Source organism: Shewanella sp. MF05960 (assembly GCF_050849305.1).
In the GTDB taxonomy this organism is placed as follows: Bacteria; Pseudomonadota; Gammaproteobacteria; order Enterobacterales; family Shewanellaceae; genus Shewanella.
Genome location: NZ_JBOZPS010000012.1, coordinates 72,262 through 94,849 on the forward strand (window position 1 = coordinate 72,262; position 22,588 = coordinate 94,849).

The 22,588-nt window shown below is 43.6% G+C and carries 20 protein-coding genes; 7 read left to right on the forward strand and 13 right to left on the reverse strand.

Annotated features, from left to right (window positions below; all coding sequences use genetic code 11):
* Positions 1 to 61: 61 nt before the first annotated feature.
* Positions 62 to 850, reverse strand: coding sequence for a viroplasmin family protein (locus tag ACROAE_RS13385; RefSeq protein WP_432402528.1), 789 nt, complete (start codon positions 848 to 850; stop codon positions 62 to 64).
* Positions 851 to 977: 127 nt separating this feature from the next.
* A complete protein-coding gene (locus tag ACROAE_RS13390) occupies positions 978 to 1,781 on the reverse strand; it encodes a hypothetical protein (RefSeq protein ID WP_432402530.1) in 804 nt (267 codons plus the stop codon).
* Positions 1,782 to 2,063: 282 nt separating this feature from the next.
* Between ACROAE_RS13390 and yjjX the strand changes: the two genes are divergently transcribed.
* The 6 genes from yjjX (at position 2,064) to ACROAE_RS13420 (ending at position 7,423) form a co-directional block, all read left to right on the forward strand.
* A complete protein-coding gene (gene yjjX, locus ACROAE_RS13395) occupies positions 2,064 to 2,636 on the forward strand; it encodes an inosine/xanthosine triphosphatase (RefSeq protein ID WP_432402532.1) in 573 nt (190 codons plus the stop codon).
* Entirely contained in the window at positions 2,620 to 3,132 is a 513-nt protein-coding gene (locus ACROAE_RS13400) for a GNAT family N-acetyltransferase (RefSeq protein WP_432402534.1), read from the forward strand. Before yjjX ends, ACROAE_RS13400 begins: the two co-directional genes overlap by 17 nt.
* Before the next feature lie 146 nt (positions 3,133 to 3,278).
* On the forward strand, positions 3,279 to 4,319 hold the full coding sequence (locus ACROAE_RS13405) for an NADP(H)-dependent aldo-keto reductase (RefSeq protein WP_432402536.1): 1,041 nt from the start codon (positions 3,279 to 3,281) through the stop codon (positions 4,317 to 4,319).
* Between the two features lie 124 nt (positions 4,320 to 4,443).
* Entirely contained in the window at positions 4,444 to 5,703 is a 1,260-nt protein-coding gene (locus ACROAE_RS13410) for an aminotransferase class V-fold PLP-dependent enzyme (RefSeq protein WP_432402538.1), read from the forward strand.
* A gap of 37 nt (positions 5,704 to 5,740) precedes the next feature.
* Positions 5,741 to 6,202, forward strand: coding sequence for a cysteine desulfurase sulfur acceptor subunit CsdE (gene csdE / locus ACROAE_RS13415; protein ID WP_432402540.1), 462 nt, complete (start codon positions 5,741 to 5,743; stop codon positions 6,200 to 6,202).
* Positions 6,203 to 6,241: 39 nt separating this feature from the next.
* Positions 6,242 to 7,423, forward strand: coding sequence for a membrane dipeptidase (locus ACROAE_RS13420; protein WP_432402542.1), 1,182 nt, complete (start codon positions 6,242 to 6,244; stop codon positions 7,421 to 7,423).
* Positions 7,424 to 7,532: 109 nt separating this feature from the next.
* Here the strand turns inward: ACROAE_RS13420 and ACROAE_RS13425 are convergent, their stop codons facing one another.
* The 7 genes from ACROAE_RS13425 to cobA all read right to left on the reverse strand — a co-directional run bounded on the left by ACROAE_RS13425 (position 7,533) and on the right by cobA (position 14,520).
* Positions 7,533 to 8,141, reverse strand: coding sequence for a hypothetical protein (locus ACROAE_RS13425; RefSeq protein WP_432402544.1), 609 nt, complete (start codon positions 8,139 to 8,141; stop codon positions 7,533 to 7,535).
* Positions 8,134 to 8,781: a hypothetical protein gene (locus ACROAE_RS13430; RefSeq protein ID WP_432402546.1), complete on the reverse strand. Its 648-nt coding sequence runs from the start codon at positions 8,779 to 8,781 to the stop codon at positions 8,134 to 8,136. The genes ACROAE_RS13425 and ACROAE_RS13430 overlap by 8 nt, the downstream gene beginning before the upstream one ends.
* A gap of 69 nt (positions 8,782 to 8,850) precedes the next feature.
* On the reverse strand, positions 8,851 to 9,474 hold the full coding sequence (gene cysC, locus ACROAE_RS13435) for an adenylyl-sulfate kinase (protein WP_432402548.1): 624 nt from the start codon (positions 9,472 to 9,474) through the stop codon (positions 8,851 to 8,853).
* 45 nt (positions 9,475 to 9,519) lie between these two features.
* Positions 9,520 to 11,244 carry an SLC13 family permease gene (locus ACROAE_RS13440; RefSeq protein WP_432402550.1) on the reverse strand — a complete coding sequence of 575 codons (1,725 nt, stop codon included), beginning with the start codon at positions 11,242 to 11,244 and terminating at the stop codon, positions 9,520 to 9,522.
* A 3-nt stretch (positions 11,245 to 11,247) separates the two neighbouring features.
* On the reverse strand, positions 11,248 to 12,690 hold the full coding sequence (cysN, locus tag ACROAE_RS13445; RefSeq protein WP_432402629.1) for a sulfate adenylyltransferase subunit CysN: 1,443 nt from the start codon (positions 12,688 to 12,690) through the stop codon (positions 11,248 to 11,250).
* A gap of 48 nt (positions 12,691 to 12,738) precedes the next feature.
* A complete protein-coding gene (gene cysD, locus ACROAE_RS13450) occupies positions 12,739 to 13,647 on the reverse strand; it encodes a sulfate adenylyltransferase subunit CysD (RefSeq protein WP_432402552.1) in 909 nt (302 codons plus the stop codon).
* 54 nt (positions 13,648 to 13,701) lie between these two features.
* Positions 13,702 to 14,520, reverse strand: a complete 819-nt coding sequence (gene cobA / locus ACROAE_RS13455) for a uroporphyrinogen-III C-methyltransferase (protein WP_432402554.1) — start codon at positions 14,518 to 14,520, stop codon at positions 13,702 to 13,704.
* 245 nt (positions 14,521 to 14,765) lie between these two features.
* Here cobA and ACROAE_RS13460 point away from each other — a divergent pair, with 245 nt between their 5' ends.
* Entirely contained in the window at positions 14,766 to 15,656 is an 891-nt protein-coding gene (locus ACROAE_RS13460) for a phospholipase A (RefSeq protein ID WP_432402556.1), read from the forward strand.
* An 81-nt stretch (positions 15,657 to 15,737) separates the two neighbouring features.
* Here the strand turns inward: ACROAE_RS13460 and ACROAE_RS13465 are convergent, their stop codons facing one another.
* The 4 genes from ACROAE_RS13465 to ACROAE_RS13480 form a co-directional block, all read right to left on the reverse strand.
* Positions 15,738 to 17,462 carry a hypothetical protein gene (locus ACROAE_RS13465; RefSeq protein ID WP_432402558.1) on the reverse strand — a complete coding sequence of 575 codons (1,725 nt, stop codon included), beginning with the start codon at positions 17,460 to 17,462 and terminating at the stop codon, positions 15,738 to 15,740.
* A gap of 763 nt (positions 17,463 to 18,225) precedes the next feature.
* The gene (locus tag ACROAE_RS13470; protein ID WP_432402560.1) at positions 18,226 to 19,017 is read right to left on the reverse strand and encodes a phosphoadenylyl-sulfate reductase; all 792 of its coding nucleotides are present in this window, start codon (positions 19,015 to 19,017) and stop codon (positions 18,226 to 18,228) included.
* Positions 19,010 to 20,701, reverse strand: coding sequence for an assimilatory sulfite reductase (NADPH) hemoprotein subunit (gene cysI / locus ACROAE_RS13475; RefSeq protein WP_432402562.1), 1,692 nt, complete (start codon positions 20,699 to 20,701; stop codon positions 19,010 to 19,012). Before cysI ends, ACROAE_RS13470 begins: the two co-directional genes overlap by 8 nt.
* 71 nt (positions 20,702 to 20,772) lie before the next feature.
* Positions 20,773 to 22,563, reverse strand: coding sequence for an assimilatory sulfite reductase (NADPH) flavoprotein subunit (locus ACROAE_RS13480; protein ID WP_432402564.1), 1,791 nt, complete (start codon positions 22,561 to 22,563; stop codon positions 20,773 to 20,775).
* Between the last annotated feature and the right edge of the window lie 25 nt (positions 22,564 to 22,588).

Genomic DNA, 22,588 nt, shown 5'->3' on the forward strand with positions numbered 1-22,588 from the left:
TAATTGAGCAGCCTTTTAAAACGTAAAAAGCCGGAGCAATCCGGCTTTTTTGTTAGTGAAATTAGCCTGTACGCAATGCTAATATTTTACCGATATCCAATGGTGGCTTAAATTGACTAAAAGCGGTGTGCTGTTGATCAATGGCATAGATTGACATTCTGTCGGCTAGCTCATTACCTTCAATGCCGATATGGGCTGCAACATGTTGAATGGTGAGCTTATCTTTAATCGCATCATAAAGTTCATGCGCTTGTTTAATAATATCTAGGTTAGCGATTTCGCCACCTTTGCGGGTCCAGCCTTTTGACTTCCAACCGTAAGCCCACTCGCTAATGCACTTAATAGAATATTGCGAGTCACTCATAATCTGCACGCTATGCCCGGCATCTAAAGCCGTTTTAGCCATCAATAAGGCTTGATGTAATGCATTAAGCTCTGCGGTATTGTTGGTGCCATTAGGGTTGAATGAACCATACCATAGCTCGGCAAGTTGAGCTTGACGATATACTGCAATACCAGAACCCGCTTTACCCGGATTGGGCTCACAACCGCCATCGGTGTAAATCACTACATCAAACTGCGACAGTACCGCATTGTTAGACGCTTGGGTTGCAGTACTGGTGCTCGTTTTCGCCTTAGGGCTTGTCGTTTTAGTGACCGATGATTTAGCGGCTGCCTTGCCAATACTGCTGTGCGGCGACTTGGCAAAAGCCGCTTTTGCTTCAGCTTCAGTGGTAAAGGATTTGTATTTAGCCTGAGGAAACTTATCAACGGAACGTTTGGTCACATCCCAGCTGGTAAAAATACCCGTTTCGCGCCCTGCCCAAACTACATAATACTTCTTTGCCATTGTGGTTTATCCTTGCCAAATTCACATCATGCCACGATTAATTTTGGCTTTAAAACAAAACCTACAACATAGGCAGGTTTTGCTGATTGTTTATTCAAATCAATCAAAACAACAACGCACAATATGACTAGTTGACGATAATCGGGCCATCGATATGCTGATGATTCACCCCGCCCGAGCCTGCGCTCACAATCTCAAGTCCTTTAGTATTACTGACATTAATGCCACCAGAACCATCACTAATGGTGACTTTACCGTTAACCTGATCGATATTAATCGAGCCCGAACCATCGCTCACCTCAATATCACCTACCACTTGTGAGATGTTGATAGAGCCAGAACCGTCTTGCAAGGTCACATCACCATTCACATTTTTCATATTAATTGAACCAGAACCATCAGCCAGCGTCACTTCGCCGACATGGTCCATCACAATGCTACCGGAGCCGTCTTTAAGTTTAATGGCGGCCGCTACATCAGTTATCTTAATCGAGCCAGAACCGTCGGTAATATCTAGTGCTAAAGCCGTTGGTACAGTCAGTAACACATCGATAAAAGGAGATTGCTCCATAAAACCGTCAGACTGAATATCGGCAACAAACATGCCATTGTCGCCTTGTTTGTTTAAGGTTAATTCAATCTCAACATCGTCACTGTCTTTATCGGTATAAATATCGGCCGTGACTTCAATGTGTGTTTGCCCCTCTACCCCTTTAACGGTTAATTTACCCGCGCCAGTATTAGCCACTAATTGGTTTAGTGATTGGCTGTCTAGGGTCATTTTTTGTTGGGTATGAGTTAGTTCTGCATTCACGTCGGCAGAATCTGTTAACGAGAATATCGACTCAGCTTCAGTGTATGACGCGCCAAAAATCGTCGCACCTAATACTAAACCTACAGTTAGGCTAATAGTCGCAATACGAATAGACATAGGTTAAATTCCTTTTAAAAGAGATTCGAAATAGAATAGGCTGATACACAAGGTTAGTCGCAAACTGACTAATACATATCATCACCATATATAACTATCACTAAGCAGGTTTCATACCAAAAAAGTAAGCTGTTGTTTTAAATCGCTTATAATTATTTTATGATAATACTCATTGAGCTAAAAAATTAAAACTTCATCTAAAACAACACAAAGTGGTGAATATCACTACCCGATAAATCCAATATTGAATAACAAATATTGAACAACGAATAACGACAACTTATGACAACAATTCAACACGACCATCTTCATTGCATCGATATCATTGTCGGCTCTACCAATCCAGTAAAAATAAATGCTGCCAAAAACGCCATAGCGCAGTATTACCCCAACAGCACTGTGCGCTGCCAAGGTATGCATGCCCCCTCGCAAGTGGCAGAACAACCGATGACCGAAGCCGAAACCAAACTAGGCGCCATTAATCGCGCTCGATATTGCCAACAACAGGCACAAGCTGCAGACTTTTATGTAGCAATGGAAGGCGGCGTAGATCATTTTGATCATGGTCCAGCCACGTTTGCATATATGGCGATTATCAGTAATGGCACTTTATCGGTCGGCCGTAGCGCCAACTTACCCTTACCGTCGACCGTATATGATGCTCTAGCCGCGGGCGAAGAACTCGGCCATGTGATGGACCGAATGTTTAGCACCCAAAATATTAAACAAAAAGGCGGCGCGATAGGCTTGCTGACCCAAGGTTTAGCCACTCGTGAAAGCATTTATACTCAGGCGCTGTTACTGGCCATGAATCCCTTTATTAATGCGGAATTATTTAATGACTCAACACTCTAGTACTTTAAGCCACAGCGTCGATGCCATAATCCGTCCACTCACAGCACAAGATGATGCCGCGATAGCTGCTGTTATCCGTGAAGTGTCGGCAGAATACGGCTTAACCCCAGACAAAGGCTTTAGCGTGGCAGATAAAACCCTCGACAGCTTAAGTAAAGTGTATCAAGCACAAGGCTCACAATATTGGGTGATTAAATACCAAGGTAAGGTCGTTGGCGGCGCCGGCGTTGCAGCGCTTGCGGGGAATATTGGCGTGTGCGAACTGCAAAAAATGTATTTTAACCGCGCCATCCGCGGCCAGGGTATGGCCAAAAAGCTCACTCGTCAATGCATTGAATTTGCTAAAAACCAGCAATATCAATCAATGTATTTAGAAACGACAGCGGTGTTAGTTGAAGCCTTAGCGCTCTATGAAAAATTAGGATTTAAACACTGTCAGCATTTAGGCGAAACCGGTCACGATGCCTGCGAAATCGCCATGATAATGGACTTATAGCTAAAAAGCATTCCATTAATTTACCTACTACTCAGCTTACTTTAGAGTAATTTTTAAGCAGTCCTCTCCTAACCGTTTGATAGCGCTTTGCAAGGATGCAAAAGCTTGGTAGCCTAAAATTAAGCACATTCCATAGGAGGAAGGTAATGGAATATCAACGTATCGGACATTCTACGCTTGAGGTGAGTAAAATTTGCCTTGGGACGATGACTTGGGGTGAACAAAATACCCAAGCACAAGCTTTCGCTCAACTTGACTATGCCATTGGCCAAGGCGTTAACTTTATTGATACCGCTGAGATGTATCCAGTGCCACCCAAAGCTGAAACTCAAGGCGAAACTGAACGCATTTTAGGTTGCTACTTAAAAGCGCAAGGTAATCGTGACGAGCTCGTTATCGCCACTAAAATCGCCGCGCCTGGGGGCAAAGGCGACTATATTCGCGACAATATGGCCCTAGACTGGCGCAATGTACATCAAGCAGTGGATGATTCATTAAGTCGGTTACAAATCGACACCATCGATTTATACCAAGTGCATTGGCCTGACAGGAATACCAATTTCTTTGGCGAAATGATGTATGAGCACGATGAAGATGAACATTACACGCCTATTTTAGACACCCTTGAAGCCCTCGCTGAAGTCATAAAACAAGGTAAAGTCCGCTATATTGGGATTTCGAACGAAACCCCTTGGGGCTTTATGAAATACCTTAAGTTGGCTGAAAAGCACGATTTACCGCGTATTGTGAGTGTGCAAAATCCTTATAACTTACTCAATCGCAGTTATGAGATAGCCATGTCTGAAATCAGTCACCGCGAAGACGTACCACTACTGGCTTATTCGCCATTGGCATTTGGGATGTTGACGGGTAAATATGAAAATGATCAATGGCCGGAAGGCGCGCGCTTAACGGTATACAAGCGTTTTGCTCGTTACAACAGCACACAAGTTGCATTACAAGCCACTCAGGCCTATATCGACCTGGCGCGCGAGTTTGGCTTAACCCCAACAGAAATGGCCTTAGCGTTTGTTAATAGCCGTAAATTTGTGGCCTCTAACATTATTGGCGCAACAGACTTGCATCAGCTCAAACAAAATATCGACAGCCATAAAGTGACATTATCGACGGAATTAATGGTTAGGATTAATGAACTATCAACACTGTATCGTTTTCCTTGTCCGTAAACTCGCTGCATTAGGTTAATTGGCTCGCGGTTAACATTACGCTAATTGCCGACAAACCTTGCATTAGGCATCAAGATCACTGAAGATCTTGATGCCTTTAATTTTGATAAAGAACCCCATATTCATGAAGTCGATATCCCCATTGCCCTCGCAAGCGCCATTTGATCACCCTGCCATTCGCGATCAATTTCCGGCACTCAAACAGACCCTAGGCGATCATCCTTTATGTTATTTAGACACCGCCGCAACCAGCCAAAAACCTCAGGCTGTAATAGATGCAATGAATGAGTATTATCAGCTCAACAATGCCAATGTTCATCGCGCAGCGCACCAATTATCGGCTCGAGCTACCAGCCAATATGAAGCGGTAAGGCAGCAGGTTGGCCACTTTATAAATGCCGCAAAGCCGCAAGAAATTATCTTCACTCATGGCACGACTGAAGCAATCAATATGGTGGCATACGGCTTAACTGCGCACCTACAAGCTAATGATATTATTTTAATTGATACTGCAGCCCATCATGCCAACATCGTGCCCTGGCAAGAGCTTGCTAAACGCACCGGTGCGGTGATCAAACAGATCCCGCTGACAACTGACGCGCAACTGGATATAACCGTTTTTGATCAATTATTAGCCCTAAAACCTAAAGTGGTTGCCCTATGTCATGTGTCAAATGCCTTGGGCACATTAAACCCAGTCAATGAGCTAGTCGCAAAAGCCAAAGCCGTCGGCGCACTAACCTTAGTTGATGGCGCACAAGCTATTGCTCACCTTGATATCGATGTACAACACATTGATTGCGACTTTTATGTGTTTTCAGGCCACAAAATGTATGGCCCTACTGGTGTAGGTATTTTATATGGTCGTTTTGAACAACTAGATGCATTAACCCCCATGCTCACTGGCGGCGAGATGATCAAAACCGTTAGCTTTGATCGTACTGAATATGGTGAGTTGCCAAACAGACTTGAAGCGGGCACACCAGCCATTGCAGAAGTCATAGGCTTAGGCGCGGCAATCACATTCTTACAAGACATACCGCGCCAGCACATTAAAGCCCACGAACAACAGCTAATGGGTTATTTACAGCAACAACTGCTTAGCTTGGGTGATATAACCCTGTACGGCATTGCAGATAACCCACTGCATAATAATATTGGCTCTGTGGCGTTTAACGTAGCGAATGAGCATCACCAGGATGTTGGTATATTACTAGACCAACAAGCGGTTGCCGTTCGTTGCGGCCATCATTGTGCTATGCCATTAATGAGCGATCTTAATTTAGCCGGCTGCTGCCGCGCTTCAATTGGCATCTATACTAATAAGCAAGATATAGATCAATTTATTCATGCGTTAATTACGGTAAAAGAGTTACTGTTATAACTTGGCAACCTACGCGCTTTATGAGACAACACAGTTAATGACCCAAATTAGTGCAACTAATACACCAGAAAGTCAGTTATTTATCTCGTTACCTGCAGAGCTATCTACGGCAGTCACTCAGATAGAGCAAGCCAAAAACTGGCAAGACAAATATCGTCACATTATGCTACTCGGTAAACAATTACCGACATTAGCCGATGAATTCAAGCAAGCTGATGCTCAAGTTAAAGGTTGTGAAAGCCAGGCCTGGTTATATCATCATCAGCACAACGGCCAGCATTTTTATCTCGCTGACAGCGATGCGCGGATAGTCAAAGGACTGATTGCCATTTTACTTGTGGCAACCCAGGGTAAAACCACTGAACAAATCAGCCAATTCGAAGTATCAGCTTATTTTGATCGCTTAGGCCTTAGTGGCCAGTTAAGTCCATCACGAACAAATGGCCTCAATGCATTAGCCGAAGCAATAAAACGTTATGCAAAAGAGAGTGTCACCTAAAAAAGTGCCGCCAATATCGGCCTCAACTAAGGAATAATAATGACCCTAAAAGTCTGCAACCCAACACGCCGCCACATCATAAAAGGCCTTGGAGCAGCCACATTATTAAGTCCACTTTGTACGCTTCCTGCATGGGGAGCTCAATCTCACCGTCTGTATGTTGACGGGCTATCGTTTTTACCCAATGACATCAATGATGTTAAAGCCTCAAAACTCGATGCTTTTATTGCTGACATTTCTGCAATTGAAACCATCGAGCAAAGCGATGGCACCAAAAACTATAAACGCACTTATCAAGCCTGTATTAACAGCATTAAACAAGCAGCAAGCTCAGTTAATGCTAACCCTGACGTTTACTTGCAAGGCCTCACAGGCGCCGATATAGACAAGGCTCGAGCACAACAACGCACAGCAGTGTACTTTCAAATCCAAGGTGCTGATTGTGTTGAAGCCGATGGCATTTCAACCAATGGCAAGCCTCCACTTTGGCCACAGCTAGACTCACTGCATCAACACGGGTTGCGGGTATTACAGCTTACCCATCACTACGGTAATCGTTTTGCAGGTGGCGCATTAGACAACAATGGCAGCCAGGGCCTTAATGAGCCTCTTAGCGCTGCGGGTGTTGAGCTAATCGCAGAGCTTAATCAAAGAAACATTATGATTGATGTTAGCCACTCAAGCGAACAAACCGCGCTTGATACCGTCAAGGCTAGCCAATCACCTATTGTGCTAAGCCATGGCGCTGCGAGACATTTTGTCAATCATGCACGCTGCTCGTCAGACGAGGTTATTCGTGCAATAGGCGACTGCGGCGGTGTATTTGGGGTGTTTATGATGAGTTTTTGGCTCACAAACAACCCCACTCCAACCATAGAAGATTACATCGATCAGCTTGAATATGTCGCCAAGATCGGTGGTGTGGATTGCGTGGCGATAGCCAATGATTTCCCACTGCGGGGCCAAGAGAATTTATTAGCGTTAAACAACAATAATAGCGAAGGGGTAAAAGAGTACCTTGACTGGTGGCACAGTTTACAGAGTAGAAACGTACTCGGTTTTGATGTAGAACCTAAGCATGTGGTGATCCCAGAGTTTAATCATATCGATCGCATGAGCCGCATCGACGACGCACTCAAAAAAGCGCGCTTTAAATCATCTGATCGCGATCGTTTTATGGGCGGAAACTGGCAAAGAGTGATGAAAAAAGTATTGGTGTAAATTTAATATTAAGTTACTTAAAAGCTGAACATTAAGCTCAGCTTTTAAGTGATTGATTTCAAATTTGATAATCATTACATCAAATTTAAATTACCATTTATATACAATACTAAAGCAGATCATTCTGATATTTATAAAAAATACTATTTTCAACTATATTTTTTATCTCTGCATTTAACTCTTTATCTGTTGGTTTACGATTTAATGCATCTTGCTGGTCAAAATAGTTAAATAATTCAATCCGAGTGTTTGAAGCTCTCTTCTGGCAAAAACGCTCCGACTCTACCCAAATCGTTGGACTGCCTCGAGCTGGAGAATCATACCAATAACAATGAGTATAACCATTTATTCTGAGGTGTGAATCAAGCCAAAAACCATAAACACTACAAGTCAAAAACCAAGCAACCAATCCAAATCCGGCTGTTTTAACAAGCCACATCTGCACTTGAATAGTCAGTTTATTCACTAATCTTAGGTACAGTAAATAACAAGATACAATCAAAAATGGCACCACCCAAAACGCACCAATAGCAAAGCTTCTATGCCCGATATAAATAGCCTTTTCATTAATCTTTTCTAAAACACTATATTCTTCTATAAATCCTAAAAAAGTACCATAAATACCCAGGCAACATAAAAAAATTAAGAATATGGCTAAGAATTTATATCTCTTTTTATCACTATACTCATCGTGAATAATATCTGATTTATCACTCATTTAGGCTTCCATAAAAATAAGGGATCCCAAATAATTTATGTAAAAAACGCATAGGATCATGATTATAATCATCGATTAAACGATTAGCCTCAGCGCTCAACCTATCCCCATTATTAATAAGATTTTTTTCAGCCAATAACAATGATTGACTTATTTTATCTGACCAATAATTAGTGTCTATAAATAAATTAGTCACGACAGCCAGAACCACACCTACGATGACAATTACTACCATTGAACCAATAGTTAATGAAGCTGCTGTACCGGCGATACCTATCGCAGCCCAAGTAATCAATGAACTAGCAGAGACAATTGCAATATCAACGGCCATTCCACCAACAAAATGACGCCAAGTTCTGGTATCATTCATCATTTGCTCTAAAGAGTAAAATGCACCTGAAATCAGTATGGTAAGAATACTCCCCTTAGTAATAGATTTTAAGGCACCCAATTTACCAATCCCCAATGAAATAACTTTGGGATTGTTAGCCAAATAACGACTGCCGGTTAAATCTCTCCTTAAACGAGCATACCCTTGAAAAACAACGTAAGGTTGACCTGAATAGGTCACAGTCTTAAAAGCACTCCCACCTCGTTTCATCTCAATAGCCAGAGCACTCAGGGCGACTATATCTGTCATCAAGCAGGGGCTGAATAAGCTTCATAGGTTAATTGACATCTTATCGTTATTTCATCAATTTAGTGCAGCTTAAATTCCCGCACCCGCTATTTGTCTCGGTGGATTTAACACTTCGATTGCTTTTAAATAAGCTAATAAGCCATTCACTTGAGTACCAAGATCGCCTTTGCTGGTGTCTATGGTTAACTCAGCAGATTCAGGCACTTCGTATGGTGATGAAATACCGGTAAAGTTAGCAATTTCGCCTTTACGCGCTTTAGCATATAACCCTTTAGGATCTCGCGATTCACACACACTCAATGGCGTTGAAACATGGACTTCAACAAATTGACCTTGAGGAAATAATGCACGGACGCGATCACGCTCTTCGCGGGTGGGTGAGATAAACGCCGACAGTACCACTAAGCCTGAATCAACCATCAATTTAGACACTTCGCCCACACGACGTAAGTTTTCATCTCGGTCTTCAAGGCTAAAACCTAAGTCTTTACATAAGCCATGACGAACGTTATCACCGTCTAACAAATAGGTATGAAAACCATGCTCAAATAACGCCCTCTCTAAGGCGCCAGCAAGCGTTGACTTGCCAGAACCAGACAAACCAGTAAACCATAACAACACTGGGTTTTGGCCTTTTTGCGCCCCTCGGGCGGCTTGGTCTATCGAATGTTGATGCCAAACAATATTGCTCATAACAGCTCCTGATCTACGGCAATATACACCGCACGAAAACTCATACTAAAACGGGAAAAAATACGGTACAGCCATTAACACTATGGCGGAATACAAAACTGATAATGGTAAACCTAAACGCACAAAATCGCTGAGTTTATAGTTGCCCGCGTTGTATACCATCAGGTTAGTTTGATAACCGTAAGGAGAAATAAAGCTCGCGCTTGCGCCGAACACTACCGCCATAATAAATGGGCGAGGATCAACACCAAAGCTTATGGCTATCGCATAAGCGACCGGGAACGCTAACGCCGCAGCAGCATTGTTGGTTATCAGTTCAGTGACAATCAAAGTGATAAAATACACGCCAACAAAAGCAGCAAATACACCATAACCACTAAACACACTGAGTAAGCCCTGAGCCATTTGATCTGCGAGGCCTGTGGTGACCATTAGGTTGGCTAACCCTAACGCACTTCCGACGATAACCACCAACTCGAGCGGGAAGCGTCGTTTTAGTTCAGTTAACGTTACCGCGCCAATCGCCACATAGCTGAGCAGTAATAACACTAACCCTTTGGCTAAGGGTAATACTTCAAAAATGCTCGCTAAGATAGTTAATGCAAATCCCGCTAACACCCAATTACCACGTTTTTCATCTAACCGGACACTGAGGTCTAACCCACTAATGGCCGCAAAATCTGTGGTTAAATTGGGGCATTTTGAAAAACGATCGCCTGGGGTTAATAGCAATACATCTCCAGGCTGTAATACGATGTCACCCAGGCCACCCTTTAACGGCATATTGCCACGACGAATCGCCATGACTGCAGCGTCAAACACTTCACGAAATCGAGAGTCTTTTAAGCTCGTACCCACTAAACTTGATGATGGTGCTAACACCGCTTCCACCAAGTTTTGGCCTTTAGCGTGTTGCTTACCAAACCATTCTAAGCCATCAAATTGATGCAATAATTCGACCGACTCCACCGCGCCACTAAATCGCAATACATCATCTGCTTGCAACACCATTTGTGGCGGCACAGGACAAATGCGAATACCACTGCGTTCTAATTCAACTAAATACAGTTTTTTAAGTGCACGTAAGCGGTTATCGATAACACTATTGCCCACCAGGGTGGAGGTTTTAGCTACGTGAGCTTCAAGCAAATAAGGCAATGCCTCGTCTTCTGACTCTTCGCGTCTGTCGGGTAAAAAGTTAGCGAGAATGGTCAGTAAAGTTAATCCACCCACCACCAACAGTGCACCCACCTGTGAAAATTCAAAAAAACCTAATGGCTTTAAGCCCGCATTTTCCACAAATGAGTTAACAATAAGATTGGTTGAGGTACCGATTAACGTTAACGTGCCACCTAAAATGGCAGCATAGTTTAACGGTAATAACAGCTTAGACGGTGCATGTGCTTGGTTTCGGCGCACAACACCAATAAGCGAAGCCACAACGGCAGTATTGTTAGTAAACGATGACAACAATGCTGTCGAGACACCGAGTTTAGCTAGGGTTGAAAACAGCGAACCTTTACCAATCACTTGGCTTAATTTACCTAACAAAGAGGTTTTCTCGAGCGCTGTGGCGGCAAGCACCAAGAGCACAAGTGTGATTAAGCCGTTATTGGTAAAACTACTCAGGCTGACATTTAAATCCACCAACCCGAGCATGTAACACAATAATGAAGCGAAAAAAAACATGGCGGCCGGAGTAGCAAGCCCAGCAAGGAGCCCGCCGACCAGTGCTAACAAGATAATCGCTAACAACCATATTTCGCTCATTAATTATTTTCCAAGTACGCTAATATCGCGGGCATTCCAGTGTGGATAATGCTTACGGACCAACGCATTAAACTCAATTTCAAATGCACTAAATTCAGTATTGGTTTGCTTATCACCTTGATGACCACTCACAACCATTACGGCTGCGACTGTCGCATTTGATAAACGGTCGATTAAAATCATTCCGCCAGTATCGCGCACTAAGCTGTATGCATCTAATACAATCGATTCTGTAAGATCTAACTTAACTCTCGCGATGGTGTTTAAGCTCAACGTAGTCGCTGCACTGCGTTCAAGGGTATTTACATCGGTAACATATTCGATTTCACTGACAACAGCTTGAGTCTTTTTACCCGCCACTTTTACATCGTATAACTGACCGATTTGTAATGGCTTTTCATCCATCCACACTAAGTCTGCCACGATATGGTTAGCCATTTCTGGTGCACTGTCTGGTTTCGCTAACAAATCACCACGAGAGATATCAATTTCATCTTCAAGGGTAATAGTCACAGCTTGACCTGCTACAGCCTCTTGCAAGTCACCATCAAAGGTCACAATGCGTTCAATCTTGCTGCGCTTGCCTGAAGGAAGTGCGACAACTTCATCACCTACATTAAGCACACCAGAAGCTAATGTGCCTGCAAAACCACGAAAATCTAGGTTAGGGCGAGAAACATACTGCACAGGAAAACGAACCGGTAACTCGCTAAGCTCGCGCTGAGTATCAATCGTTTCAAGTAGTTCCAATAAGGTACCACCTTGATACCAATCACACTGCGTGCTGCGGTTAACCACGTTGTCGCCATTTAATGCTGATAACGGCACGTAGTGAATATCTAAGTCGCCGAAGTCTTTTACGAAGTCAGCAAAATCTGCCTGAATGTTATCAAATACAGTTTGATCAAAACCCACTAAATCCATCTTGTTTACTGCGACAACAAAGTGACGCAAACCAAGAAGTGAAGCAATAAACGCATGACGTTTAGTTTGCGTTTGAACGCCGTAACGCGCATCAACCAAAATAACAGCGAGGTCGCATGTAGACGCACCGGTTGCCATGTTACGAGTGTATTGCTCATGGCCAGGCGTATCGGAAATAATAAACTTACGCTTTTCGCTTGAAAAGTAACGATAAGCCACATCAATCGTAATGCCTTGCTCGCGCTCTGCTTGCAGGCCGTCAACTAATAACGCTAAATCGATCGCTTCACCTGTGGTGCCCATTTTAGCGCTGTCATTTTTTAAACTGGCTAGCTGGTCTTCGTAAATCTGAGCGCTGTCATGCAGTAAACGGCCAATTAAGGTACTTTTACCATCATCAACACTGCCACACGTTAAAAAGCGTAATAAGCCTTTATTTTGTTGTAAGGCTAAGTATTCTTTTACACCATGCAGCTGGATCTCTGCTGCCATGCGGTCGGTATTTGCTGTTGCTTTATCCATCATCTCTCTCACTCAAATTAGGTCTAGTGGCGTTGCCCGCGGGGTTAATTAGAAATAACCTTGACGTTTCTTGTGCTCCATCGACGCACTTTGGTCCGAGTCGATTAAGCGGCCTTGTCGTTCACTTGAGCGAGTAAGCAACATCTCTTCAATAATTTTCTCTAACGTATCAGCTTCAGATGGCATCGCGGCTGTTAACGGATAACACCCTAAGGTTCTAAAACGCACGCGCTCAACAGACTCAACATCACCGGCTTCTACAGGCATACGGTCATCATCTTTCATGATGAGCTGTCCGCCTTTATTCACCACAGTGCGAGGTGCGGCAAAATATAACGGTACAATTTCAATGTTTTCTTGATAGATATATTGCCAAATATCCAACTCAGTCCAGTTAGACAATGGGAATACACGAATGCTTTCGCCTTTGTTTACCGCGCCGTTATAAGTGCGCCATAATTCTGGACGTTGGTTTTTAGGGTCCCAACGATGGTGTTTGTCACGGAACGAATACACACGTTCCTTAGCGCGAGACTTTTCTTCATCACGACGGGCGCCACCAAAAGCAGCATCAAAACCGTATTTGTTTAACGCTTGCTTTAAAGACTGGGTTTTCATGATGTCAGTGTGTTTAGCACTTCCATGGGTAAAGGGTCCAACACCTTGCTCAACACCCTCTTGGTTGGTATGAGTCAATAACTCAAAACCAAACGCCTTAGCTTGGGCATCACGAAAAGCGATCATCTCTTTAAATTTCCAACCGGTATCGACGTGGAGCAACGGGAATGGAATTTTGCCTGGATAAAACGCTTTGCGTGCAAGGTGCAGCATCACCGATGAATCTTTACCTATCGAATACATCATGACAGGGTTATCAAACTCGGCGGCAACTTCGCGGATGATCTGGATGCTTTCAGCTTCCAGTTGTTGTAAATGGCTTAACGAACGGCCTGCCATGATGATTCTCCATTACCTAATATGCTGTCTACACAGCGGGTTAAAATTGTGTGACTACAGCGCTTTGGCTGCAGCCTCTAAATCGATCACATGTTGTTCAGTGTTGGGCTCAAACCAGTGTAAAGTGTCTGCTAACTCAACCACTTCGCCAATGATCATTAATGCTGGCATGTGTAATGCGGGATCGGCTGCTAACTGTGCAAGCTCGCCTAATTTACCAATAAAGCGCTGTTGCGATGATGTCGTGGCTTTTGACACGATAGCCACAGGTGTATCAGCGCTTCTACCTGCGCCAATGAGCCCTTCGCTAATAATATTGGCATTTAAAATCCCCATATAAACCACCAGGGTATTGTTAGGATTGGCATAACCTTGCCAATCCATTGGGCGGCTGGCTAACTGGCAATGTCCGGTAATAAACGTGACACCTTGTGCATAATCACGATGTGTTAACGGGATACCGGCATAAGCAGATGTACCGCTGGCAGCGGTAATGCCCGGTACAACTTCAAAGGCAATGCCTGATGCCACTAATGTTTGTAGCTCTTCGCCACCACGACCAAAAATAAATGGGTCGCCACCTTTTAAACGCACTACGTTTTTACGGGTATACGCTTTTGTCACTAATAGCTGATTAATTTCATCTTGGGCGGCACTGTGTTTACCCGCGCGCTTACCTACGGCAATTTTTTCAGCGCTGTTGGGAATAAGATCTAAAATATCCTGGCTCACCAATGCGTCATATAGCACTGCATCAGCGTTTTTAAGAATGCGATAGGCTTTTAGGGTTAATAGCTCAACGTCACCAGGACCTGCGCCAACTAACCATACTTTGCCTTTGGCCTTCTGACCCGGCATCGATACTAATTCCATCACATCTACCTCAAGATAATTTACTATGTTCAAATATAGCGGTTTCTATATTCCATATACAATAGTAAAAAGTTAGTTTTTATAACCAAAAAGAATAAGCCGTAAATTAATCTATTTACGACACCAAAACGTATAAGCTACCCCGATAAGCACACAAAAACGAACTTTGTTCGACAAAAGCGGCACAATTGATAACAATGTGTATCAAAGAATTCATACTGACTATTTTGCTAATGGATAATGCAATGAAAAAAAGCACGCAATACCTTGGAATGTCACTGTTAATGCTTGGCAGTATCAATAGCGCATTGGCTGAAGATTCACTAGTAGAAGAACGTGTTAAAAGAGAACTTGCTACCTCAGAAAAGCCTTTTGTGCTCACGCCGCATAAAGCTAACTACTTGTTGCCGGTTACGTATCAAACCAGAACGAACCCTGCACCATTTGAAGCGAAATACCCCGACGACGACATTAACATTGATAAGTTAGAAGCTAAGTTTCAAATCAGTTTTAAGTTTCCGGTTTGGTATAACGTGTTTGGCGACAACGGCCATTTATTTTTTGCTTATACTAATCAGTCCTATTGGCAAGTGTACAACCAAGATGCTTCGTCGCCGTTTCGTGAAACTAACCACGAACCTGAAGTGTTTATGCTGTTTAACAACGACTGGAAAATTGGTGGTTTTACTAACTCATTTTTAGGAGTTGGTGCAGTGCATCAATCTAACGGCCAAACGACTGAATTATCGCGCAGCTGGAACCGCATTTACGGCAGTGCCGTATTTGATAAAGGCCCATTCGCGCTAGGATTAAAAGTCTGGTGGCGTATTCCCGAAGACGAGAAAGAAATGCCTAATTCAGCTGATGGCGATGATAACCCTGATATTAACGACTACATGGGTAACTTTGAGCTCACGGGTGTGTATGGCCTAGATGAGCATCGTTTTACGATGTTACTGCGTAATAACTTTGAATCGCCAAATCGTGGTGCAGTCGAGTTAACCTGGAGTTATCCTATTATCGGTAATCTGCGAATATATACTCAATACTTTAATGGTTACGGCGAAAGCCTTATCGACTACAACCATCATAATCAACGTTTTGGTATTGGTATTGCGTTAAACGATATTTTATAACTCACCTGAATTTAGGTTAAAGACAAAAAAGGTGACCTCATTCGGTCACCTTTTTATTTGCTTGTTGAGGCTGGTTTTGAACTACTCAGCGCTGGCTTTGCTGTTCACTTTAGAACCAATCACAATGCCTTTATCAGTAAAGTCGACAGACATCTTTAACCGCATGTCGTAATCTTTTAATACCGATAACTCTTCTGGCATTGGCTCACCGCTCATTTCAATCATGTCCACTAACGGCATAAACATTTTTTGATAATCGACGGCAAAATCAAAGAAGCCATTCGCGTCTAATGTTTGCGTGTAAAGGCCATCAGCCAGTTCGGTGCCTCTGTCGCCAGTGTAAACCACAAGGTGATTACCTTTAATAGCCACTTTCGCACTGACACCATACTCTGGAGGTAACATCAACATTGGAGTGATATCAACTGGGTCGCCATTGTCTTTAAGATCAATACTCGCCAACGGTGGAAAGAATGGCTTAGCCATATCAATTAACATCATTGGATTATCAGCCGAAATACTGATTAAGGCATCAAGCTTCTCAAAGCTTGGTTCACCATTGGTTTCTGCTAACTTGTAATCAGCTAGCGTCACACTAATACCTTTAACACCGTTGGCCATGCCGGTCATCATGCCGACCATTGCAGGGTTTAATTCATCTAGCTCACCTTGCATTTGTGCAAGAGCTTCACACTGATAAGATGGCGCTTGTAAGTCTTTCCATATTTCATTCAATGCTGGCGCTAATTGATTAACATCAATGCCTAATCCAAGCGATAAAATATTTTCGTGGTCGCTATTATTAAACGCCGGAATAAAGCCGCGCATTTTGTTCAACGCAGACAGAATAACTTGGTTATTACTTTCAACCACAACCGCAGCATCAATGGTGCTTTCTGCACGGCTAATAGAGTAACTGTTGAGCCCCATTACTGTGCGCGGCCAGTTAGCTGCAATAGCCGAAAACTCCGCTTGGCAAGTCGGTGTTTTAAGCTCAGCCAGTGGGTCTTCACCTTGTGCTGCAGCCATTTTGCTAATTTGTTTAGCCAGCATGTTGCCGTCGGTGGTTGTTAATCCTTTAACCAGTTCAACATGGTTAATGAAGCTAATGCTGTCTTGCATAAAACCGTGTGTTTTAGCGATGTCTTGTAACATCGTGGTACCACTTAGTGGGTTATCGACTTTTTTCTCACCAAGTGCGGTTTCAAGCAGCGCCACATCATTTACTGAAGTATTTAACGTGACCGTTAACCAACCTTGCTTTTCAGAAAAGATAATACTGATTTGCTCTTTGTCATCGGCATCGGTTAACGCATAGGCGCGGTATTCACTGTCGCCAGCCTTACCAGTGGTATGCACTAAACCACTGTCTTGCTCTGCACGGTCAAGCTCAGCCCAAAATGCAGTAGGATTGCTTAGCTGAGTTTTCATCACAGGCAATGCACCGAGTGTATAAAAATAGCTTTTTATCGAATCAGCTAAACCATAAGTGCTAAGCAATGCATCTGGTGTAGGCAGTAATGTCATGTATTGCTTGTATAAGCTTACAAAGAAGCGCGCTTGTGGGCTTGAGCTATCATCAATTTGCAGTAACTCATCAATGTCCTGAGCTTGGTAATTACCCGCAATGCTATATAAATAGTCTTTTAGTGGGAATGGCGCTAATTGTCCTGAAAACGCTAATGTGTCTGCGGGGATGTAATCAAGCATGGGGTCACTTGTACTTACCGAACCACCTTGTTGTGTTAGTAAATATCCACCAGCACCGACGGCTAATACCACAGCAGCAATTGCCATTTTATTCATCTATAAACTCCAATTTATATGACTGTTAACTCTTCCTTGAAATGAGTTAGCGTTAAAATTCTTTAAGTGTGAATTATCAATTACATCGATAAACAGCGGATTAATTTAACATTAATTGAGTCATTTGGCATCTGCTGAGGCCTAAACACAAAAAAATAAACAAAATAATAACAATTAAATTAGACGATAGCTGAGCAAAACAAATGATGACGTAGAGAGAGGAGATGTGATTTAACGATTAAGAGGCTACCCGATAACCCATGTACATCAGGGTTATCGGGGCTAACTCAAATGATTGCTTATACGCTAACAAGTCAATCAAAGTGCTCGAGGATGCGAGCGAAGCTTTTGAAGGTACGTGGATTGCAAAAACAATCCCAAAACGTCGACAAAAACCGTCTACGGGAACATCTAAATCTAGACTACTATCGGCATCGATGCATAAAAATTTAAATAAAATTTAACGTTTTTATTTATCGCGATTATTTCATCTAAACCGTCATGTGGAATGTGGGCGATTGTTACCTCTATTTTCGCAGACCCACACTCGGTTTTTCGCAATCATATGGACGCAAAATTGAATAATCGTTCTACCAAGCTGCGCTAACAATTCAAACTTTTGCATGACAAAAATCACGGGGAGAAAAAGAGGATATAACCAAGCAGTAAAACGAGGATAAAAATTTGATTATCATCCATCTGCAAATTGCAGATGGATGATATAACACGATAATATTCTATCGCGCGGATGAAAGAGGTTAAGCTAGATATCGAAGTGCAGACCACATTCTCGCTGTAAACCATTAAAACGAGTTTCTTCTTCGCTCATACCAAGCTCAAGTGGTTTACTTGAGTGAGTATCGCCTACCGACACATACCCCTGCTCCCATAATGGGTGATAGGGTAAGTCATGTTCAGTTAAGTACATGTGCACGTCTTTGTTGCTCCACTCAATGATGGGCAGCAACTTAAAACGTTTGCCACTAATAGCTAAAATAGGCAATGCTTCACGGGTGCTAGACTGACTGCGACGTAACCCCGCAAACCAGGTGCTCACATTGAGCTCAGCTAATGCACGCTGCATAGGCTCAACTTTATTGATGCGGTTATACTTTTCTAGGCCATCAATCCCCTGCTCCCAAAGCTTACCAAAACGCGCTTCTTGCCACGCTTGAGTTTGCTCAGCCTGGTACACGTTAAGATTGAGATTTAAGCGCTCAGTTAACTGATCAATAAACTGGTATGTCTCAGGAAACAAATAGCCCGTATCGGTTAAAATCACTGGGATATCACTTTGCGCTTGAGTGACCATATGTAACATCACTGCGCCTTGAATACCAAAGCTTGACGATAACGCATGCTCGCCCGGTAAATACGCTAGCCCCCAAGCAACCCGCTCCTGAGCCGTTAATCCCGCTAAAAACTGATTAATGCTTTCCAGCGCGGCCACTTGCTCAGCTTTAGGCGCTGATAACAACTCCTGCAGTTGAGCGGGTGTGACACTATGATCGACGCCTGCACCTTTCGATGCAGTCGTTACCACTTCATTAGGCATGAAAATCCTTAGCGGCGTCTATTACCGCCTTCACAACGCCAATGCGCACTGTGAAGTTACCAAAGGTTTCGCCAGCATCACGCTCTGTGGCGTAGCGGCCAAACAAGGCATCCAATTCAGCTAAAATTTCAGCCTCTTGAATGTTTTCTTTATGCATTTTGTTTAAACGCGTGCCTTCAAAGCTGGCGCCTAAATACAAGTTATAACGACCAGGGGCTTTACCCACTAAGCCGATTTCAGCCGCAAATGGACGAGCACAGCCGTTTGGACAACCGGTCATACGCACCACGATTGATTGCTCGCTAATGCCATGCTTAGCCTGCAGCGCATCGATGTGATCGATAAACTCTGGGAAATAACGTTCAGCTTCTGCCATCGCTAATGGGCAAGTTGGTAATGCCACACAAGCAATTGAATGCCCGCGAGTGCCACTTAGCACCTGGCCTAATAAGCCGTGCTTGCGCGCTAAACCTTCGATTTCAGCTTTATCTTCTGCTGAAACGCCGGCAATAATCATGTTCTGATTAGATGTCATGCGGAAATCGCCTTTGTGGATTTTGGCAATTTCACGTAAACCGGTTTGCAAGGTTTGACCCGGCATATCTTTAATACGACCACTTTCAATAAATAACGTTAAGTGGAATTTATTGTCGATACCTTCAACCCAGCCATAACGATCGCCGCGATCGCCAATGATCACATCACGTTTAGGCTCAAACTTAACCCCAGCACGTTTCTCAACTTCGGCTTTAAACGCATCATAGCCATGGTCAACAATGGTGTATTTTAAACGCGCACGTTTACGCACAACACGGTTACCCCAGTCACGTTGAACGGTCATTACCGCTTCGGCAAACTTGGTGACATCAGCCGTTTTAATAAAACCAAAGTCGTCCGCTAAACGCGGGAAGGTTTCAACTTCACCGTGGGTAGAGCCCATGCCGCCACCCGCTACCAAGTTAAAACCAATTAACTCGCCAGCTTCTGCTACTGCGATAAAACCAAGATCGTTTGTATACACGTCTACATCGTTATGTGGCGGAACCGCAACAGCCATTTTAAATTTACGTGGCAAATAAGTTTTGCCATAAACCGGCTCTACCGTTTCGGTGCCTAATAGCTTTTCTTCATCTAACCAAATCTCAGCATACGCGCGAGTGTGTGGTAATAAATGGTCAGATAAATGCTTGGCAACCGCATAAGCCTGCGCATGTAACTTAGACTCAACTGGGTTTGGGTTACACATCACATTACGGTTTACGTCACCACAGGCGGCAATAGAGTCTAGCGCAGCGCGATCAAGACCCTGGATCAAGGTTTTTAAATTACGCTTAGGAATGCCGTGGTACTGAAACGTTTGACGTGTGGTTAAACGAATGCTGTTTGAGGTGGTTAGCGTAGATGAAATTTTATCCACTTCTAACCACTGCTGTGGGGTACAAATACCGCCAGGTACACGAGCACGTAGCATAAAGCTATGTAATGGTTCTAACTTTTGCTCTTTACGTTCATTACGTAAATCGCGGTCGTCTTGTTGATAAAAACCGTGGAATTTGATCAACTGCTGATCGCCATCACTAAACGATCCCGTCACCTGGGTATCTAACCCACCCTGGATGTCGCCGCGTAAATAATCACTGTCGATTTTTAAGTATTCGTTTAACGCTAACTTTTGCTCACTCATGGCCTTGGCCTCTCTTAATTCTGTTCAATTCATTAGTGCGATTGGGTATTGAAAACTGACCTAGACCGAATTTAATACACGTCTTTTTGGTAACGTTTTTCGCTACGCAGTGTTTCAAAGTATGCTTCGGCGTCATCAGCGCTTAAGCCACCTTGTTCAACCGCAATATTCACTAATGCTTGATGTACGTCTTTGGCCATGCGCTCTGCATCACCACAAATATACACATGGGCGCCGTCTTGCAGCCACTGCCATAATGCTTGAGCTTGCTCAGCTATGCGGTGCTGCACATACACTTTATGAGCTTGATCGCGTGAGAATGCCACATCTAAACGTGATAAATCACCGTTTTTAAGATACTGCTGCCACTCAACTTGGTATAAAAAGTCTTGTTCAAAGTGTGGGTTACCAAAGAATAACCAGCTGTTGCCCGACACACCGTCTGCGGCGCGTTGCTGCATAAAGGCGCGGAATGGCGCAACACCAGTACCAGGACCCACCATAATCACAGGTGTCTCTGGGTTTTCTGGTAAGCGGAAGTGGTTGTTAGGCTCAACATAAACGTTAACTTGTTGGCCTTCTTCAGCTGACGCTAAAAAGTGCGATGCGCCGCCAAAACGGGCATGACCTTGACGTTCATCTTCAACAAGCGCCACGGTTAAATGCACTTCTGATTCAACTTCTGCCTGACTTGAAGCAATAGAATATAGGCGTGGCGTTAATGGGCGTAACATATCAACAAGCTGTGTCGCGCTGACTTTGGCTGGGTAAGCTGCAATTAAGTCGGCTAATTGATTTGCTAAAATAAACTGTCTGGTTTGCTCTTTATCTTCACAAATGGCAGCAAGTTCAGCATTGCCACTTAACTCAGCCCAAGACTTAACAAGGCCTGGGTATAACTGAGTGAGTTCTTTTTTGTCTGTTAATGCCGCTTTTAATGAATACGATTCTTTAGATACAGTAACGTTTTCGTCAGCGCCTAAACCAAGGCCGTTGATCACTTCATCAACTAAGGCTTCGTTGTTACTAAACCACACGCCTAACGCGTCACCCACTTGATAGCTTAATCCTGACTCGCCCAAATCAATTTCAACATGGCGTACGTCACGGTCTGAATCACGGCCGGTAATTTTTTGGCTTACAAGCACTTCTGCGCTGTATGGATTTTGCTTGGTGTATTGGCTTTCACCTACTACTGCAGTTGCACCAATAGCGGTTACGCTGGCACCTGAGGTTTGAATATGAGGCTTCGCCGCTTCGACGACACTGTCTTGCCATTGCGCCGCGGCATCTTCGTAATCAACATCGCATTCAACTAAAGGCAAAAGTGCTTTGGCACCTAATGCACTTAAACGCGCATCAAAGTCTTTACCGGTTTGGCAAAAGAACTCGTAGCTTGAATCGCCTAATGCTAAAACCGAGTAATGTAGGTTATCTAATTTAGGCGCGCGCTTTGAGGCTAAAAACTTATGCAGTTCAATGGCATCATCAGGTGCTTCACCTTCGCCGTGGGTACTGACAACAAGCAGTAACACTGTTTCTTGCTTCAATTGACGGACATTGTATTCGCCCATTGAGGTTAAGTTAACAGCATAACCTTGTGCCTGTGCTTTAGCGGCTAATGCCTGCGCAACACCACGGCCATTACCGGTTTGGCTGCCATATAAAATGGTTACTGTTTGTGCTGCAGAAGTCTCTGCAACAGGCGCACCTGCTGTTTGGCCCTGACTTGCACTTGCTGCCAAATAACCACTAACCCATGCAAGTTGCACAGACGATAATTCTGATGTGAATTGTTTTAGCTTGTCGACTTGCCCTTGAGACAATGGCGATGCTAGCGCTGAGAGTTCTTTTAACAACATAAGACGGCCTTATAACAGTGTAATG

Bases quoted from the DNA above. Each gene is read 5' to 3' on its own strand.
- ACROAE_RS13385 (WP_432402528.1), bottom strand. From the start codon at position 850: ATGGCAAAGAAGTATTATGTAGTTTGGGCAGGGCGCGAAACGGGTATT.
- ACROAE_RS13390 (WP_432402530.1), bottom strand. From the start codon at position 1,781: ATGTCTATTCGTATTGCGACTATTAGCCTAACTGTAGGTTTAGTATTA.
- yjjX (WP_432402532.1), top strand. From the start codon at position 2,064: ATGACAACAATTCAACACGACCATCTTCATTGCATCGATATCATTGTC.
- ACROAE_RS13400 (WP_432402534.1), top strand. From the start codon at position 2,620: ATGACTCAACACTCTAGTACTTTAAGCCACAGCGTCGATGCCATAATC.
- ACROAE_RS13405 (WP_432402536.1), top strand. From the start codon at position 3,279: ATGGAATATCAACGTATCGGACATTCTACGCTTGAGGTGAGTAAAATT.
- ACROAE_RS13410 (WP_432402538.1), top strand. From the start codon at position 4,444: ATGAAGTCGATATCCCCATTGCCCTCGCAAGCGCCATTTGATCACCCT.
- csdE (WP_432402540.1), top strand. From the start codon at position 5,741: ATGACCCAAATTAGTGCAACTAATACACCAGAAAGTCAGTTATTTATC.
- ACROAE_RS13420 (WP_432402542.1), top strand. From the start codon at position 6,242: ATGACCCTAAAAGTCTGCAACCCAACACGCCGCCACATCATAAAAGGC.
- ACROAE_RS13425 (WP_432402544.1), bottom strand. From the start codon at position 8,141: ATGAGTGATAAATCAGATATTATTCACGATGAGTATAGTGATAAAAAG.
- ACROAE_RS13430 (WP_432402546.1), bottom strand. From the start codon at position 8,781: ATGACAGATATAGTCGCCCTGAGTGCTCTGGCTATTGAGATGAAACGA.
- cysC (WP_432402548.1), bottom strand. From the start codon at position 9,474: ATGAGCAATATTGTTTGGCATCAACATTCGATAGACCAAGCCGCCCGA.
- ACROAE_RS13440 (WP_432402550.1), bottom strand. From the start codon at position 11,244: ATGAGCGAAATATGGTTGTTAGCGATTATCTTGTTAGCACTGGTCGGC.
- cysN (WP_432402629.1), bottom strand. From the start codon at position 12,690: ATGGATAAAGCAACAGCAAATACCGACCGCATGGCAGCAGAGATCCAG.
- cysD (WP_432402552.1), bottom strand. From the start codon at position 13,647: ATGGCAGGCCGTTCGTTAAGCCATTTACAACAACTGGAAGCTGAAAGC.
- cobA (WP_432402554.1), bottom strand. From the start codon at position 14,520: ATGGAATTAGTATCGATGCCGGGTCAGAAGGCCAAAGGCAAAGTATGG.
- ACROAE_RS13460 (WP_432402556.1), top strand. From the start codon at position 14,766: ATGAAAAAAAGCACGCAATACCTTGGAATGTCACTGTTAATGCTTGGC.
- ACROAE_RS13465 (WP_432402558.1), bottom strand. From the start codon at position 17,462: ATGAATAAAATGGCAATTGCTGCTGTGGTATTAGCCGTCGGTGCTGGT.
- ACROAE_RS13470 (WP_432402560.1), bottom strand. From the start codon at position 19,017: ATGCCTAATGAAGTGGTAACGACTGCATCGAAAGGTGCAGGCGTCGAT.
- cysI (WP_432402562.1), bottom strand. From the start codon at position 20,701: ATGAGTGAGCAAAAGTTAGCGTTAAACGAATACTTAAAAATCGACAGT.
- ACROAE_RS13480 (WP_432402564.1), bottom strand. From the start codon at position 22,563: ATGTTGTTAAAAGAACTCTCAGCGCTAGCATCGCCATTGTCTCAAGGG.